Source organism: Sphingomonas sp., from assembly GCF_036388215.1.
Taxonomy (GTDB): domain Bacteria; phylum Pseudomonadota; class Alphaproteobacteria; order Sphingomonadales; family Sphingomonadaceae; genus Sphingomonas.
On the sequence record NZ_DASVSH010000005.1, the window covers coordinates 27,464 to 43,024 of the forward strand.

The following is a 15,561-nucleotide window of genomic DNA, read 5'->3' on the forward strand; positions in this document are numbered from 1 at the left end:
GCGGAAATCCGCCCCCGGAGGAATCGCGTGCGTAAAGGGGTTAAGGCGGTTTGGCTCGCCGCAATAACGGGCACGGCGTTCGCGCCGGGCGTCGCGTGGGCGCAGATCGCGAACCCGACGCCGGGTCAGGGCGCACCCGTGTCCGCACCCAAGCCCGCTGTCGATCCCCAGGATACCAGCGCGATCGTGCCCGACAAGGAGTTCGAGGCTGCGATCCCGAAACTGAGCGACGACATCAATGCGCCTTTGGAGCCGATAGAGGGTTTCCGGCCAGCGCCGAGCCAGGGTCAGCAAGCAGCCGAAGTGCGCGCCCAGGTCGAAGAGACCTTCACCGACGCGGGGGCCGAGGACCCCGAATTCGCCCGGCCTCTTTCTGCGCTCGCCGAATTCAAGGTGGAGCCGGCCACCGATATCAAGGTGGACGACGCCAAGACGGTCACGATCCGCTACAACACCGTGATCGAAGGCCTTGAAGCCATTGGACTGGCTGATCGGTTCAAGGCGCTGTCGTCGCTTGAAAACGGCGACGGCAAGGCGGCGAATGCCGCGATGGTCGCGGCCCGCGCGCGTGAGGACGAGCGCCTCGCGATCCGGCTGATGCAGTCGCTGGGCTATTATGACGGGACCGCTTTTTCGGCGGTCGAGCAGGTTCCCAGGAATTCGGGCAACGTCCAGGCCTCCGTCACCGCGAGTCCCGGGGCGTTGTATCGGCTGGGGACCGTGCAGGTCGTCTCGGACCCAACCGTGCCCGCGGGACTGCTCGAAAAGGAACTCAGTCTCAATCCAGGCGACCCGATCGAGGCCGATCGGGTCCAGGGCGCGGAGGCGAATGTCAGCCTGAAGCTGCCGCAACAGGGATACCCATTCATCAAGCTGGGCCAGCGCGACATCCTGCTCGATGAGGAAAACCATACCGGGGATTATACGCTCCCCGTTTCGCTGGGGCCGCGCGCCGTGTTCGGCGAAATAGTCACGCAGGGGCGGCGGCAGGCTTTCGGCGCAGACCATATGCGCCTGCTGCGCCGCTATAAGCCGGGCACATTATACGATGTGCGTGCGACCGACGATCTGCGCGACGCGCTGATCGCGACCAGCCTGTTTTCGGTGATCTCGGTCGAGCCGGTGCGGACCGGCGAGCCCGGACCGGACGGCACCGAAGTGGTCAACCTGCTCGTGCGGCAGACCGCCGGGCCGCCGCGGACGCTGGCGGGCGAGGCGGGCTATTCGACGGGGCAGGGGCTGCGCATCGAAGGCAGTTGGACGCACCGCAACCTGTTCCCGCCCGAAGGCGCACTGATCGCGGCGGGCGTTATCGGCACGCTTGAACAGGGGCTTTCGGTGACCTTCCGCCGCTCGAACGCCGGGCAGCGCGATCGAACCGTCCAACTGATCGCATCGGCGAACCACTCGGATTACGCGGCCTTCGAATCATTCACGGGCACGCTATCCGGACGCATCTCGCGCGATTCCACGCCGCTGTGGCAAAAGCGCTGGACGTATTTCTATGGCGTGGAGTTCGTGGCGTCGAACGAGGATCGCTTCAATTTCGCCACCGGCATGCGCGATCGCGGCACCTATCTGATCGGCGCGCTGCCGGGCTTCGTGGGGTATGACCGGTCGGACAATCTGCTCAATCCCACGCACGGCTATCGGATCAAGGCAAATGTCAGCCCGGAAACATCTGTCCGCGGTTCGGTGCGCCCTTATGCACGGCTGATGCTGGAGGGCACTTATTACCGACCGGTTTCGAACAACATCGTCGTCGCCGGGCGCGCACGGGTGGGCTCGATTCCGGGCATCGGGCGCGACGATCTGCCACCCTCGCGCCGCTATTATGGCGGCGGCGGCGGATCGGTGCGCGGGTTCGGCTATCAGGAGCTCGGGCCGCGCTCGCCGGATGGCCGCCCGGTGGGCGGGCGCAGCTTCAACGAATTCGCGATCGAGGCGCGCTATCGTTTCGGCAATTACGGGATCGTGCCGTTCATCGATGCGGGCCAGGTTTATGAGGGCGTCTATCCGACGGGCAAAGGGATGCGTTTCGGCGCGGGCATCGGCGCGCGGCTCTACACCAATTTCGGGCCGCTGCGAGTCGATGTGGCGACTCCGATCGGCCGCAAGGAAGGGGAATCGAAGATCGCCTTGTATATCTCCATCGGCCAGGCCTTCTGATGGCCGACGAGCCGATGACCGAAGGGGCGCCTGAGACCGAAGGGGCGTCTGATATCGTCATTGTGCGCCGGCCATTATGGCGCCGCGCGCTGATATGGGCGGCGGCGGGGTTGGCCGCGCTGGCGCTCCTGCTCGTGGCTGCGGTTGTGGGCCTCAACACGCAGCCCGGGCGCGATTTCGTCGTCAAGCAGCTCAATAGCTTCACGCTCGCCTCGGGGCTGAATTTCCGCATCCAGCGCATCGAAGGCTCGCTTTACGGCGCGATGGTGCTTCGCGGAGTCGAGATGCGTGATCCGCAGGGCGTGTTCGCCACGGCGCGGGAGATGCGAATCGACTGGCGGCCGTTCGCTTATGTCCGCAATCATGTGGACATCCGCAGCCTGACCAGCCCCGAGATCAAGCTGGCGCGGTTGCCGGCGCTCAAGCCCTCGACCGATCCGAATGCGCCACTGCTGCCCAATATTAACATCGATATCGCCCGGCTCGATATTGCGCGGATCGACATCGCGCCGGCGGTTACCGGCCAGCGCCATATCGCGCGGCTATCGGGCAACGCGCATATCGCCGGCGGACGTGCGCAAATTTTGGCCAACGGTACGACGGTCGCGGGTCCCGGCGTGGCTGGCGGAGATACGCTCGTGCTGAGGCTCGACGCAGTGCCGGACAGGAACCGGCTCGATATCGGGCTTAAGATCGATGGCCCGGCAGGGGGCCTGATCGCGGGCCTTGCCGGGCTCGAGGCCCCGCTGGCGCTTACCGTGGATGGCAAGGGTGACTGGGCCAGCTGGCAAGGTCGCGCACTTAGTACGCTGGGCGGGCAAAATCTGGCCGACCTGGCGGTGACTGCGCGCGACGGGCGCTTTCAGGTGCGTGGGCCGACCAATCCCGGGCTGTACATGAAGGGTCCGGTAGAGCGGCTCGCGGCCCCCCGGCTCGATCTCGACCTCGACGCCAAATGGGCCAACCGAGCGGCCGACGGCATCCTCAAGCTGCGCTCGAAGGCGATGTCTCTAGAGGCGACAGGCGTGGTCGATCTCGCGGCCAACCGCTTCGGCAATGTGCGCGTCGATGCGATGCTGCTTACTCCCGGCGCGATCGCGCCCAATTTGCGCGGGCGATCGGTGCGGGTCGGGCTGGCGCTGGATGGTCCGTTCAATTCCCCCGTGGTGGATTACAAGATCCAGGCGGCGGCGCTCGCGTTCGGTGAGACCGGGGTGGAGCAATTCCAGGCCGAGGGCAGGGCGCGCGTGAATGCCGATCGCATCCTGATTCCGGTGCGCGCAAGGGTCGCGCGCGTTACGGGACTCAACGCCACTGCCGGCGGGCTGGTTACCAATCTCACGGTGAACGGCGACCTGGCGATTTCTGGAAGCCAGATTCTCTCGGACAATCTCAAGCTCCGCTCCGACCGGATCGACGCTACCGCCATCATCGCAGCCGACATGAGCACGGGGCGCTACACCGGGGCGCTCAAGGGCCGGATCAACAATTACCAGATCGACGGCGTGGGGGTGGTCAATCTCCGGACCGACGCCCAGCTGTTCGCCGCGCCGGGCGGGGGCTGGGGCATCCGCGGCCAGATCGCCGGCGAAACGCGGCGCATATTCAGCGATGGCGCGCGTGAGTTCCTTGGCGGCAACGCCGTCGCCTCTGCCCGGCTATCGCTTGATCCGCGCGGGATCGTCTCGATCAGCGACGTGCGCATGCGAGCGCCGCAGTTCCGGATCACGCGCGGATCGGGCCGCTACGATCCTGCGGGGCCGATCCTGATCGATGCGGATGCGGTCTCCACATTATATGGCCCGCTGACCGCGCGGGTCACCGGCACGCTCAATGCACCCGAGATATTGCTGCGCGCGGCGCGCCCGGGACTTGGCATAGGCCTGGTCGATCTCACGGCGCGGATACGCGGCCGCGGAGACGCCTATGCGGTCCAAGCGACGGGGGGCACCGATTACGGACCGTTCAGTGCGAATGTGCTGGTGCGAAACGGCGCGCAACTGGCGATCGACATCGAGACCGCGCGGTTCGCCGGAATGGACGTGACCGGGCAGCTTCGCCAGGTGCCCGCGGGTCCGTTTGCAGGGCGGCTCGACTTCAGCGGATCGGGGGTCACCGGCAGCGCGGTGCTTGCGGCGCAAGGCAGTTTCCAGCGGGCCGATATCGAAGCCAGGGCGCTGAACGCCACGATTCCGGGAGACGCCGGACTGACGATCGGCCGCGCATTGGTTTCGGCCAGCATCGTGCTTGCCGACACGCCCGAGATCGTGGCCGATGCTCAGGTGGCGAACCTTCGCTATGGCGCGACCACGACCGTCAAGCTCGGGCGCGTGAAGATCGATTATCGCGGCGGCGGCGGCACTGCGCAGGCATTCGCCACCGGATCGTCGGGAGTTCCGTTCCGGATCGCCGCGAATGCGCGCATGTCGCGCGAGCAATGGCTGGTCGCGCTGCAAGGCCAGGCGAGCGGTGTCAATTTCAAGACCGTCGAACCCGCGAAGATCACGGTCCGCCGCGGCACCTACACGCTGCTGCCTACCAGGATCGATTTCGACAAGGGCCATGCCAGGCTGGCTGGCAGCTATGGCAATGGCATTGTGCTGCGCGCGCGGCTCGATAGCCTCGACCTGACGTTGCTCAACGCACTGGCGCCGGGGATCGGCATCGATGGCACCGCGAGCGGCAGCCTCGATTTCGCCCAGCCCACGCCCAGCGCATTCCCCAGCGCCGATGCCCGGCTCGAATTCAAGAACTTCACCCGCTCGGGTCTCGCCATGGTCTCCACGCCGGTCGATATCAGCTTTGTCGGCAAGCTGCTGCCCGATGGCGGCGATGCGCGCGCCTTGATCAAGCGTGGTGGCGCGACGATCGGCCGCGTGATCGCTACCCTGCGTCCGCTTGGGCCCGAGGCGGGGCCATGGACGACACGGATGCTTGCCGCGCCGCTGGCGGGCGGCATTCGCTATAACGGTCCCGCCGCAGTGCCCTTCTCCCTGGCTGGACTTGCGGATCAACAGCTCGACGGGCCGATCGGCATCGCCGCCGATTTCTCGGGTCGCGTGCGTGAGCCGCGCCTGAACGGCGTCGTCCGCGCGAACAGCCTGGTCTATGAAAACGAGACCTACGGCACACGGCTGACCAACCTGAAGATCGACGGCCAATTCTCGAACGATGAGCTGATCCTGCACTCCATGACCGCGACGGCAGGTGACGGCACCGTCAGCGCGACGGGAAGGATCGGCCTGTCGCAAGCCGCCGATTACCCGATCATGCTTGTCGCCGATCTCAACAATGCGCGGCTAGCGCGCAGCGAGTCGCTCGGCGCCACTGCCACGGGCAAGATCACGCTGACCAAGGGCCCCGGCGTCGCCAAGATCGAGGGCCGGCTGGATATCCCAGAAGCGCGCTACGAGATCATTCGCCAAGGCGCGGCCGAAGTCGCCGAACTGACGGGCATTCGCCGCAAGAGCCAGATGAATGCGGATGGTTCCATGCCGCCGCCAAAGACCGGTTTCGCCGGAATATTCGATCTCTCGCTGCGCATCCGCGCCCAGAACGAACTGTTCGTCACCGGCATGGGTCTGGAATCCGAATGGCGGGCCAATATTCTGGTCGGCGGTACCTCCGCCGCCCCCGATGTGCGTGGATCGATGGAGATCGTGCGCGGGACATACAGCTTTGCGAGCCGGCGCTTCGATATCAGCCGCGGCACGATCCGCTTCCAGGGCGGGCGCCTGTCCAATCCGACGATCGATATCTCCGCGAGTACGACTGCGGAGGGGGTGACCGCGATTCTCAACGTATCGGGCACGGCCCAGATGCCCCGCATTGCCTTCACTTCCTCGCCCAGCCTGCCGCAGGAGGAAGTGCTGTCTCGGCTCTTCTTCGGAACCAACGTGACCAATCTTTCGGCGACCGAGGCGATCCAGCTTGCCGCCGCGCTCAATTCGCTGCGTGGATCGGGCGGCGGCCTCAATCCGCTTGGCAAGCTCAAATCGGCCACTGGAATCGATCGGCTTCGCATCCTGGGCGCCGACGACGCGAGCGGCCGCGGGACCGCCTTGGCGGCGGGCAAATACATCACCAACGACATCTATATCGAGATCATCACCGACGCGCGGGGCTTCACCGCCACCCAGCTCGAAATCTCGCTCACCCGGGCGCTGAGCGTCCTTTCGCAAACGGGTTCCTTCGGCGGATCGAGCGTCGCGGTCCGCTATTCGAAGGATTATTGAGGGGCTGGAACCGCTACTTACCCTTGTGTAAGCAAGGCTGGAGAGCGGAGGGGACATGACCGAGCATTTCGATGTGATCGTGGTGGGCGCCGGGATTTCGGGCGTGGGCGCGGCATATCATCTCCAGGCTTATTCGCCCGACCGCAGCTATCTGGTGCTCGAAGGTCGCGAGCGGATGGGCGGGACCTGGGATCTGTTCCGTTATCCCGGCATCCGATCGGACAGCGACATGTACACGCTGGGCTTCTCGTTCAAGCCGTGGACCGAGGCGAAGGCGATCGCGGACGGCCCGTCGATCCTGAACTATCTGGAGGAGACCGCGCGCGAATTCGGGATCGACAAGCATATCCGCTACTCGCACCGATTGAGCCGCGCCGAATGGTCCAGCGAGGATGCGCGCTGGACGGTGACCGTAGACTGGGACGGAGAGGAAGTGCGCCTTACGTGCGGCTTCCTGTTCATGTGCACCGGCTACTACAATTACGCTGAAGGCTTTACGCCCGAGTTCGCCGGCAGTGCGAACTTCGGCGGCCGGATCGTCCACCCGCAGTTCTGGACACCAGACATCGACTATGCCGGCAAGCGCGTAGTAGTGATCGGCAGCGGCGCGACGGCGGTTACGTTAGTGCCCGAACTTGCGAAGCAGGCCGCGCACGTGACGATGCTGCAGCGCTCGCCGACCTATATCGTCTCGCTGCCTTCGGAGGACGGGATCGCCAATTGGCTGCGCCGCGTGCTGCCGGCCAAGACGGCCTATGCGATCACGCGCTGGAAGAATGTGCTGCGCCAGCAATTCCTGTTCAACATCATCCGCAAGCGGCCCGAAAAGACCAAGGAGCGACTGATCGGGATGGTCCGCGACGAGCTGGGCCCCGACTATGACGTGGGCACGCACTTCACACCGAAATACAACCCCTGGGACCAGCGGCTGTGCCTGGTGCCCGATGCCGATCTGTTCGGGGCGATCCGCAGCGGCAAGGCGGATGTGGCGACCGATACGATCGACCATTTCACAGCGGACGGAATCGTGCTGACTTCGGGCAAGCACTTGCCCGCCGATCTGGTGGTGACCGCGACGGGGCTCAAGATCCAGCTGATGAGCGATGTGCCCTTCCTGGTGGACGGCAAGCCCGTCAGTTGGTCCGCTCGGACGATGTACAAGGGCATGATGTTTTCCGACGTGCCCAACATGGCGATGTCCTTCGGCTACACCAATGCGAGCTGGACGCTGAAATCGGATCTGACCGGGCGCTATGTGACGCGGCTGCTCAATGCGATGCGACAGCGCGGGATGCGGCAGGTGACGCCCCGGATCCAGGGGGCCGTCGAGCCGATGCCGTTCCTCGATTTCACTTCGGGCTATGTCCAGCGCGCGATCGGCGATCTGCCGCGCCAGGGGACGCGCAAGCCGTGGCGCCTCAACCAGAATTATACGCGGGACATCATGGCGCTCAGGTTCGGTGGGATCGATCAGGAGATGGAGTTTTCCAATCCCGAGCCGCGCCCCGCAAAGGCCGCCTAGGCCGTTTTGCTGCGCAGCAAAGCCGAGCGCAGGCACTCGCAGACGAGCTCGCCGCGCTGGTTGTGCATCTGGTGCCGCCAGGTGACGATGCCCTGTCCGGGGCGCGACTTGCTGGGGCGCAGCTCGATGACTTCGGAGGAGGCGCGCAGTGTGTCGCCGATGAAGACGGGCTTGGGCATCACCAGCTTGTCGTAGCCGAGATTGGCCACCAGCGTGCCCGCGGTCGTGTCGCCTACTGTGATGCCGACCATCAGGCTGAACGTGAAGGTGCCGTTGACGAGGATCTGGCCGAACTCGCTGGCGCGCGCGGCCTCCGCGTCGATGTGGAGCGGCTGGGTGTTGTGGGTGAGGGTGGAGAAGAGGAGGTTGTCGGTCTCGGTGACGGTGCGGCGGAGATCGTGCTCGAGCCGGTCGCCGATCTGCCATTCGTCGTAATATTTTCCGGGCATTTGCTCAGTCCCTTACGTTCATCAAATCCGCTCAGGCTGAGCCTGTCGAAGCGGGGCCACGCCCTTCGACAAGCTCAGGGTGAGCGGGTGTGAGAGGCGCATACCAACCCCGCTCATGCTGAGCCTGTCGAAGCATTGCACGCGGCCGGACACCCAAGGCCCTTCGACAAGTCAGGGCGAGCGGGATGGGCGCTCACTCGGCCTTCTCGATCCGCACTAGCAACGCGCCCTCGGTCACCTGCGCGCCCGCCTCTGCATTGAGCTCGGCGACGGTGCCGTCGAACGGGGCGGTAAGGCTGTGTTCCATCTTCATCGCTTCGAGCGTGACGAGGCGCTGTCCCGTGGTGACGGTGTCACCCGCCGCTACATCGACTGCAGTGACGCGGCCGGGCATGGGTGAGAGGATCGCGCCGTCCGTGGCGGTTCCGGAGGCCGCGCCATCGGTGCGAGCGATACGGAACATGCGCGTGTCGCCGTCGAGCGTTGCCAGCACCCCATTGGGCGAATCGATTATCCAGGTCCGATTTTCGTCGGGGACCGATTCATAGCTTCTTGAGCCGTCGGTCAATTGCAGAGACAACGGGCGTGGCGCGCGATTTAACCGAAATCCATTCGGTTGGTCCCACAAGGGGCGCCGCGCCAGTGCCTCTTCATCGTAGAGGTATGGGTCGCGGCGACCACGCATCAGTATCGCATGCGCAGCACCGGCCACCAACTCGGGCGCTGCCTCGACCGGTGGGATCACCGTAGCGGCACGCATTGCGATCAGTCCGGTATCCAGTTGCGCCGATTGTACCGCTTCATTACGCAGGAGGCGAGTGAGGAACGCAGAATTGGTACGCACCGGCCAACAAATGACCAAGGCGCAAATTCGGGCGAGCGCGTCGAGTGCTTCGGAACGGCTGGAGCGGTGCACAATGAGCTTGGCAATCATGGGGTCGTAATCGGCGGAGATCGACTGGCCCTCAGTCACACCGGTTTCTACTCGATTGGGGTTGCGCTGAGATGAACTGGGCAAGTTGAAGTGCGTGAGCGGGCCAACGCTCGGCAGAAAACCGTTTGATGGATCCTCCGCATAGAGCCGCGCCTCAATCGCCCAACCGTTTATCGCGAGCTCATCCTGCCGCAACGGGATCGGCTCGCCGCTCGCCACGCGCAGCTGCCACTCGACCAGATCGACTCCGGTGATCTCCTCGGTCACCGGGTGCTCGACTTGCAGCCGGGTGTTCATTTCCATGAACCAGATGCGGTCGGCGCGGAGGCCCTCGCTGGCGTCGGCGATGAATTCGATCGTGCCCGCGCCGACATAATCGACTGCCTTTGCTGCACGCAAGGCCGCAGCACAGATCGTCTCGCGGGTGGTTTCGTCCATGCCGGGGGCGGGGGCTTCCTCGATCACTTTCTGGTGGCGGCGCTGGAGCGAGCAGTCGCGCTCGAACAGGTGGACGACGTTGCCATGGGTGTCGCCGAACACCTGCACTTCGATGTGGCGCGGCGAGAGGATGTACTTCTCGATCAGCACGCGGTCGTCGCCAAATGAGGACGCTGCCTCGCGCTTGCAGGACTGCAGCATTTCATCGAATTGCTGCGCAGCATCGACGCGGCGCATTCCCTTGCCCCCGCCGCCCGCGACTGCCTTGATCAGCACCGGATAGCCGATGGCATCGGCTTCTTTCTGAAGGCGTTCGGGCAACTGATCCTCTCCGAGATAGCCTGGAGTGACCGGCACGCCAGCGGCGATCATCCGCTCCTTTGCTGCATCCTTCAGCCCCATCGCCCGGATGCTGCCGGGACTGGGGCCGACCCAGATGAGGCCGGCGTCGATCACCGCTTGTGCGAAGTCCGCATTCTCCGAAAGGAAGCCATAGCCCGGGTGAATTGCTGCGGCTCCGGATGATTTTGCTGCAGCGATTACTCGCTCGCCGACAAGGTAGGATTCGCGCGCGGGTGAGGGCCCGATATGCACGGCTTGGTCGGCCTGGCGTACGTGCAGCGCGTTGGCGTCGGCGTCAGAATAGACTGCAACAGTACGGACGCCCATCGCCCGCGCGGTGCGGATGATGCGGCAGGCGATCTCGCCGCGGTTTGCGATGAGGAGCGACTCAATCATGGATGGCGTTCCGGAAACCCGTGACGGGTGTGAAGCACGGCGAGCAGCGCCTCGATCTCGTTGACGAAGCCACCCTCGGCCAGGACGAGGCACGGCAAATTCTGGTTTCCTTCGCCGATTGCCTCGATAACCGGGGTGCGCGGTCGGGGGAAAGCGACGCGGACCACATCGAGTGTGGCGGCTCGCTCCGGAAACGCTGCGAGCAGGCCCTCCACCGTCGCGCAATCCTTGCAGTAGAATACCTTGCCCGGAAGCGCGGGATCTGCGAATTCGGGGTCGAGCAGATAGAGGCGGTCGCGTTGGCTCACTGACCTGGGCACCCGGTGGTGCGGGACGAGAAGGTGATGTTCATGACCTTCCACGCGCCGTTTTCGCGGACGAGATCGAAATGGTCGATCCCGCAATTCGCGACCTTGCCGCCGACGCGGACGACGAACGGCGCCCAGACCATTGCGATATTGTCGTCAACGTCGATAGCTGGATCCCAGATGCGCTCCTGAAACGCGCTCTCGGGCCGCACACGTTCGGCGAATTGGGTGAAGCTGTGCTGGCGGACCGTGCTGCCGTCGGAAGCTGTCACGCGCCCATCGGGGTAGACCACGCGCAGCATTGCCGCAGCATCGCCCGCTTCGAGCGCGGCGAAGAGTGCATTGATGGGCGCAAGCACGGCAACGGTATCGAGGTCCTGGTACGGGAGAGGGTTTGCGGGGGGGAGGCGGTCCCCGGACTTGACCTGCGCGGCGGCGGCGCTGGGCGCGAGGAGAGCGGCGGCGAGGAGGAGGAGGCGCATGGACTGCCTTTCTAAAACCTCCCCGAGCTCGTCTCGGGGAGGATTGAAGAGCCGACGATTCCGGGGCGATTGACGACGGCGGAAACGGGCATCATTTTTCTCGAATTACCGTGAATGACGTTAGCCAAACTGGCTTTTTGTACTTGTACGGATCTCGGACCACCTTTTGTTCAGCATCCCAAACCAACCAGTGGCCATACGTGTTCTGGGTCGGATCGATCATTCCTCTGGTGGGAAGAATTTTTCCGTAGAGGAGCGCGTTATCCCGCAAGTTGACCACCGCGCCCGCCTTTAGCCTTCCGGAAGCTCCCACTTCCAGGCCATACCCGCGAAGCGCGGAAATCAATGGTGCTCTCGTCACACCGGAGGAGGACGGCCTGCCACGCCCGAACAGCCGTTTCCTCGCTTCTGAATATGAGATATCTGCCAACATTGCCAAACAGGCAGCGCCGCAACCATATTCATCAGTCTGAAAAACCGTTTGCATTATCACATCCGGAACACCCCGAATGCCGGACGTTCGGGGATTGGCGCGTTGAGCGTCGCCGCCAGCGCGAGCCCCAGCACGTCGCGGGTCTGCACCGGATCGATGATGCCGTCGTCCCATAGCCGTGCGGTGGCGTGCCAGGGGTTGCCTTCGTCTTCGTAGCGCTGGCGGATCGGCTGCTTGAAAGCCTCCGCCTCCTGGTCGCTCCATTTGTCGGCATCGCGGTGGACGGTAGCGAGCACCGACGCCGCTTGCTCGCCGCCCATCACCGAGATGCGGCTGTTGGGCCAGCTGAACAGGAAGCGCGGCGAGTAAGCGCGGCCGCACATGCCGTAATTGCCCGCGCCGAAGCTGCCGCCGATCAGGATCGTGATCTTGGGCACGGTCGCGGTGGCGACGGCGGTGACCAGCTTGGCGCCGTGCTTGGCGATGCCCTCCGCCTCGTATTTGCCGCCGACCATGAAGCCCGAGATGTTCTGGAGAAACAGCAGGGGAATGCGCCGCTGGCAGGCGAGCTCGATGAAATGCGCGCCTTTTTGGGCGCTCTCCGAGAACAGGATGCCGTTGTTTGCGATGATGCCGACGGGCATGCCCCAGATATGCGCGAAGCCGCATACCAGGCTGGCGCCATAGAGCGCCTTGAACTCGTGGAACTCGCTGCCGTCCACCAGCCGGGCGATGACTTCATGCACGTCATAGGGCGCGCGGACATCCTGGGGCACGATGCCGTAGAGGTCGCTGGCATCGTACTTCGGCGGGCGTGGATCGAGCAGGGCGATGTCGGGCGTGCGATCGGCGGGCAAGTGGCTGACGATGTCGCGGACGATCGTGAGCGCATGCTCGTCATTCTCCGCCACGTGATCGACCACGCCCGATTTGCGGGCGTGCAAGTCGCCGCCGCCGAGATCCTCGGCGCTGATCACTTCGCCAGTGGCGGCCTTCACCAGCGGGGGGCCGGCGAGGAAGATCGTGCCTTGATTCCGTACGATCACGCTCTCGTCGCTCATCGCCGGGACATAGGCGCCCCCCGCGGTGCAGCTTCCCATCACACAGGCGATCTGCGGAATGCCGAGCGCGGACATGTTGGCCTGGTTGAAGAAGATGCGCCCGAAATGATCGCGGTCGGGGAATACCTCGGCCTGGTGGGGGAGGTTTGCTCCCCCCGAATCGACCAGATATATGCAGGGCAGGCGATTGGCCTGAGCGATCTCCTGCGCGCGGAGATGCTTCTTCACCGTCATCGGGTAATAGGTACCGCCCTTCACCGTGGCGTCGTTGCACACGATCATCACCGTGCGGCCCGATACGCGGCCGATCCCCGCGATCATCCCCGCGCCGGGGACTTCGCCGTCGTAGAGGTCATTGGCGGCGAGCTGGCCGATCTCGAGGAAGGGGCTGCCGGGATCGAGCAGACGCTCGACACGATCGCGAGGCAGGAGCTTGCCGCGCCCGGCGTGGCGCTCGCGCGAAGCTTCCGAACCGCCCAGCGCGGCCTTCGTGACATCGGCGCGCAGCCGCTCGGCAAGCGCACGATTATGCGCAGCATTTGCCTGGAAGCCCTCGCTCTCCACGGAAATTTTGGTGTCGAGCACCGGCGCGCTCATCTGGCATTCATCCTGACTGGTTTCTGTTGTGACTAGACGCGCCTGTCACTGTTGGGAACCCCGCTGGCTTGCGTATCGGTGCCGGTGTAGTGCCCCCGCAAGACTTCGGGAGACCATAGCTTTGAAACTCCATACACTTATGTTCGCGGCGCTGCTCGCGACCACTGCCTGCACGCCCTCGGGCAACGGCGGAAACGCAATCACCGCGAACGCCGGCACAGCCGTGGGCGTCGATCTCGACGGGCTGAACAAATCAGTGAAGCCCGGCGACGATTTCGACGAATATGCCAGCGGCGGCTGGCGCGCCAAGACCGAGATTCCGGCGGACCGCTCGAGCATCGGCACCGGGCTGCTCGTGTTCAACAAGGCCGAGGCAAACAACATTGCGATCATCCAGGGCGCGATCAAGGCGAACGCCGCCGCCGGGAGCGATACGCGGCGCATCGCCGACTGGTATACGGCCTTCACCGACACGGCCGGCATCGAAGCGCGCGGGCTCGCGCCGCTGGGCGAGGAGATGAACGCGATCGGCGCGATCAACGACGCCAAGACCCTGTCGGCGGCCCTTGGGGGGAACGTGCGCGTCGATGTCGATCCGCTCAACGCTACCAATTTCGCTACCGAGAATTTGTTCGGCCTGTTCATCAGCCAGGGCTTCGACAAGCCCGATATCAATGTGCCCTATGTGTTGCAGGGCGGGCTGGGCCTGCCGGAGCGTGACTATTATCTCTCGCCCGATCCGCGGATGGCCGGGCTGCGCACCAAATATCAGGCCTATGTCGCCAAGCTCTTCGGCCTCGCGAACATGACCGATCCGGAGGCGCGGGCGAAGCGGGTATTCGATCTCGAGACCAGGATCGCGCAGGCGCATACCGATAATGTGACGAGCCAGGACGCGCACAAGGCCAACAACCCGTGGACCAAGGCCGATTTCGCCAGGAAGGCGCCTGGGATCGATTGGGATGCCTTCTGGAACGCGGCTGGGATAGGCAGCCAGAGTGATTTCATTGTCTGGCATCCAGCGACCACCACCAGGCTGGCGCAGCTCGTTGCGAGTGAACCATTGGATGCCTGGAAGGACTGGCTGGCGTTCCACAGCATCAATCAGGTCACCTCGGTGTTGCCGGCGGCTTTCGATCAGGCGCGGTTCGATTTCTTCTCCAAGGAGCTAAGCGGCCAGCAAAAGCCGCGCCCCCGCGACAAGCGCGCGATCGCCAACGTCAACGTCTGGCTCGGTGACGCAGTGGGCCAGCTTTATGTGAAGGATTATTTTCCGGCCTCTTCGAAGACAGACATCCAGAACATGGCGACCAACATCAAGGCCGCGTTCGACAAGCGAGTCGCGGGCCTGACCTGGATGAGCGAGGGCACAAAGGCGGAGGCGCGCAAGAAGATCGCGGCGATGCAGGTGGGCGTAGGCTATCCCGACAAGTGGCGCAATTACGCATCGCTTGAAGTGAAGGCCGACGATCCCGTGGGCAATCTGCGCCGCGCGAAACAAGCCGAGACCCGGCATCAGCTGGCAAAGCTTGGCAAGGCGCCCGACCGCGGCGAATGGTGGATGACGCCGCAGACTGTCAACGCAGTCAATCTGCCGCTGCAGAACGCGCTCAACTTCCCAGCCGCGATCCTTCAGGCGCCGTTCTACGATCCGGGCGCGGACGCAGCGGCGAATTACGGCTCGATCGGCGCGGTGATCGGCCATGAAATCAGCCATGGTTTCGACGACCTCGGGGCCACGTTCGACAGCTCGGGCCGCTTGCGCAACTGGTGGACCCCCGAGGATCTGGCGCACTTCAAGTCGCAGGGCGCCGCGCTCGTCGCGCAATATGACGCTTATGAAGCGCTGCCGGGGCTTCATCTCAACGGCAAGCTCGAACTTAGCGAGAATATCGCCGATGTGGCGGGGCTGATCGCTTCGTACGAAGCCTATCGGGCATCGCTCGGTGGCAAGGAGGCTCCAGTGATCGGCGGGCTTACCGGCGACCAGCGCTTCTTCCTGGCTTACGCCCAGGCATGGCGCGACAAGAGCCGCGAGCAGCAGTTGCGCGCGCGTATTGCGACCGATGGCCATGCCCCCGCGCGCTGGCGGGCCATGACCGTGCGCAACCTCGACGCCTGGTATCCGGCGTTCAACGTGCAGCCGGGCGAGAAACTGTTCCTCGCCCCGGACAAGCGCGTGAAGGTCTGGTGAT

General features: G+C 64.5%; 10 protein-coding genes. 4 read left to right on the forward strand and 6 right to left on the reverse strand.

From position 1 onward, the window contains the following. The first annotated feature begins 27 nt into the window (after positions 1-27). Genes VF617_RS02150 through VF617_RS02160 form a run of 3 tightly spaced genes read left to right on the forward strand, consistent with a single transcriptional unit; the run spans position 28 to position 7,926 of the window. Positions 28-2,169: an autotransporter assembly complex protein TamA gene (locus tag VF617_RS02150; protein WP_331013214.1), complete on the forward strand. Its 2,142-nt coding sequence runs from the start codon at positions 28-30 to the stop codon at positions 2,167-2,169. Then, on the forward strand, positions 2,169-6,404 hold the full coding sequence (locus VF617_RS02155; RefSeq protein WP_331013215.1) for a translocation/assembly module TamB domain-containing protein: 4,236 nt from the start codon (positions 2,169-2,171) through the stop codon (positions 6,402-6,404). Before VF617_RS02150 ends, VF617_RS02155 begins: the two co-directional genes overlap by 1 nt. 55 nt (positions 6,405-6,459) lie before the next feature. Continuing rightward, positions 6,460-7,926, forward strand: coding sequence for an NAD(P)/FAD-dependent oxidoreductase (locus VF617_RS02160; protein WP_331013216.1), 1,467 nt, complete (start codon positions 6,460-6,462; stop codon positions 7,924-7,926). Here the strand turns inward: VF617_RS02160 and VF617_RS02165 are convergent. The 6 genes from VF617_RS02165 to VF617_RS02190 all read right to left on the reverse strand — a co-directional run bounded on the left by VF617_RS02165 (position 7,923) and on the right by VF617_RS02190 (position 13,366). After that, positions 7,923-8,375: a MaoC family dehydratase gene (locus tag VF617_RS02165; RefSeq protein WP_331013217.1), complete on the reverse strand. Its 453-nt coding sequence runs from the start codon at positions 8,373-8,375 to the stop codon at positions 7,923-7,925. The two genes, VF617_RS02160 and VF617_RS02165, sit on opposite strands and share 4 nt — an antisense overlap. Positions 8,376-8,568: 193 nt before the next feature. Next, on the reverse strand, positions 8,569-10,485 hold the full coding sequence (locus tag VF617_RS02170; protein WP_331013218.1) for an acetyl/propionyl/methylcrotonyl-CoA carboxylase subunit alpha: 1,917 nt from the start codon (positions 10,483-10,485) through the stop codon (positions 8,569-8,571). Beyond that, complete coding sequence (locus VF617_RS02175; RefSeq protein WP_331013219.1) at positions 10,482-10,793, reverse strand: DUF3088 family protein; 312 nt, start codon at positions 10,791-10,793, stop codon at positions 10,482-10,484. Before VF617_RS02175 ends, VF617_RS02170 begins: the two co-directional genes overlap by 4 nt. Beyond that, on the reverse strand, positions 10,790-11,275 hold the full coding sequence (locus tag VF617_RS02180; RefSeq protein ID WP_331013220.1) for a nuclear transport factor 2 family protein: 486 nt from the start codon (positions 11,273-11,275) through the stop codon (positions 10,790-10,792). Before VF617_RS02180 ends, VF617_RS02175 begins: the two co-directional genes overlap by 4 nt. A 91-nt stretch (positions 11,276-11,366) precedes the next feature. Further along, on the reverse strand, positions 11,367-11,762 hold the full coding sequence (locus VF617_RS02185; RefSeq protein ID WP_331013221.1) for a hypothetical protein: 396 nt from the start codon (positions 11,760-11,762) through the stop codon (positions 11,367-11,369). Positions 11,763-11,764: 2 nt separating this feature from the next. Next, positions 11,765-13,366: a carboxyl transferase domain-containing protein gene (locus VF617_RS02190; protein WP_331013222.1), complete on the reverse strand. Its 1,602-nt coding sequence runs from the start codon at positions 13,364-13,366 to the stop codon at positions 11,765-11,767. A gap of 121 nt (positions 13,367-13,487) precedes the next feature. On the opposite strand from VF617_RS02190, the gene VF617_RS02195 reads away from it, so the two are divergent. Next, entirely contained in the window at positions 13,488-15,560 is a 2,073-nt protein-coding gene (locus tag VF617_RS02195) for a M13 family metallopeptidase (protein WP_331013223.1), read from the forward strand. Position 15,561: the final 1 nt, after the last annotated feature.

Excerpts from the sequence above, each read along its gene's own strand:
- VF617_RS02185 (WP_331013221.1), bottom strand. The coding sequence starts at position 11,762 with ATGCAAACGGTTTTTCAGACTGATGAATATGGTTGCGGCGCTGCCTGT.
- VF617_RS02155 (WP_331013215.1), top strand. The coding sequence starts at position 2,169 with ATGGCCGACGAGCCGATGACCGAAGGGGCGCCTGAGACCGAAGGGGCG.
- VF617_RS02170 (WP_331013218.1), bottom strand. The coding sequence starts at position 10,485 with ATGATTGAGTCGCTCCTCATCGCAAACCGCGGCGAGATCGCCTGCCGC.
- VF617_RS02165 (WP_331013217.1), bottom strand. The coding sequence starts at position 8,375 with ATGCCCGGAAAATATTACGACGAATGGCAGATCGGCGACCGGCTCGAG.
- VF617_RS02190 (WP_331013222.1), bottom strand. The coding sequence starts at position 13,366 with ATGAGCGCGCCGGTGCTCGACACCAAAATTTCCGTGGAGAGCGAGGGC.
- VF617_RS02160 (WP_331013216.1), top strand. The coding sequence starts at position 6,460 with ATGACCGAGCATTTCGATGTGATCGTGGTGGGCGCCGGGATTTCGGGC.
- VF617_RS02180 (WP_331013220.1), bottom strand. The coding sequence starts at position 11,275 with ATGCGCCTCCTCCTCCTCGCCGCCGCTCTCCTCGCGCCCAGCGCCGCC.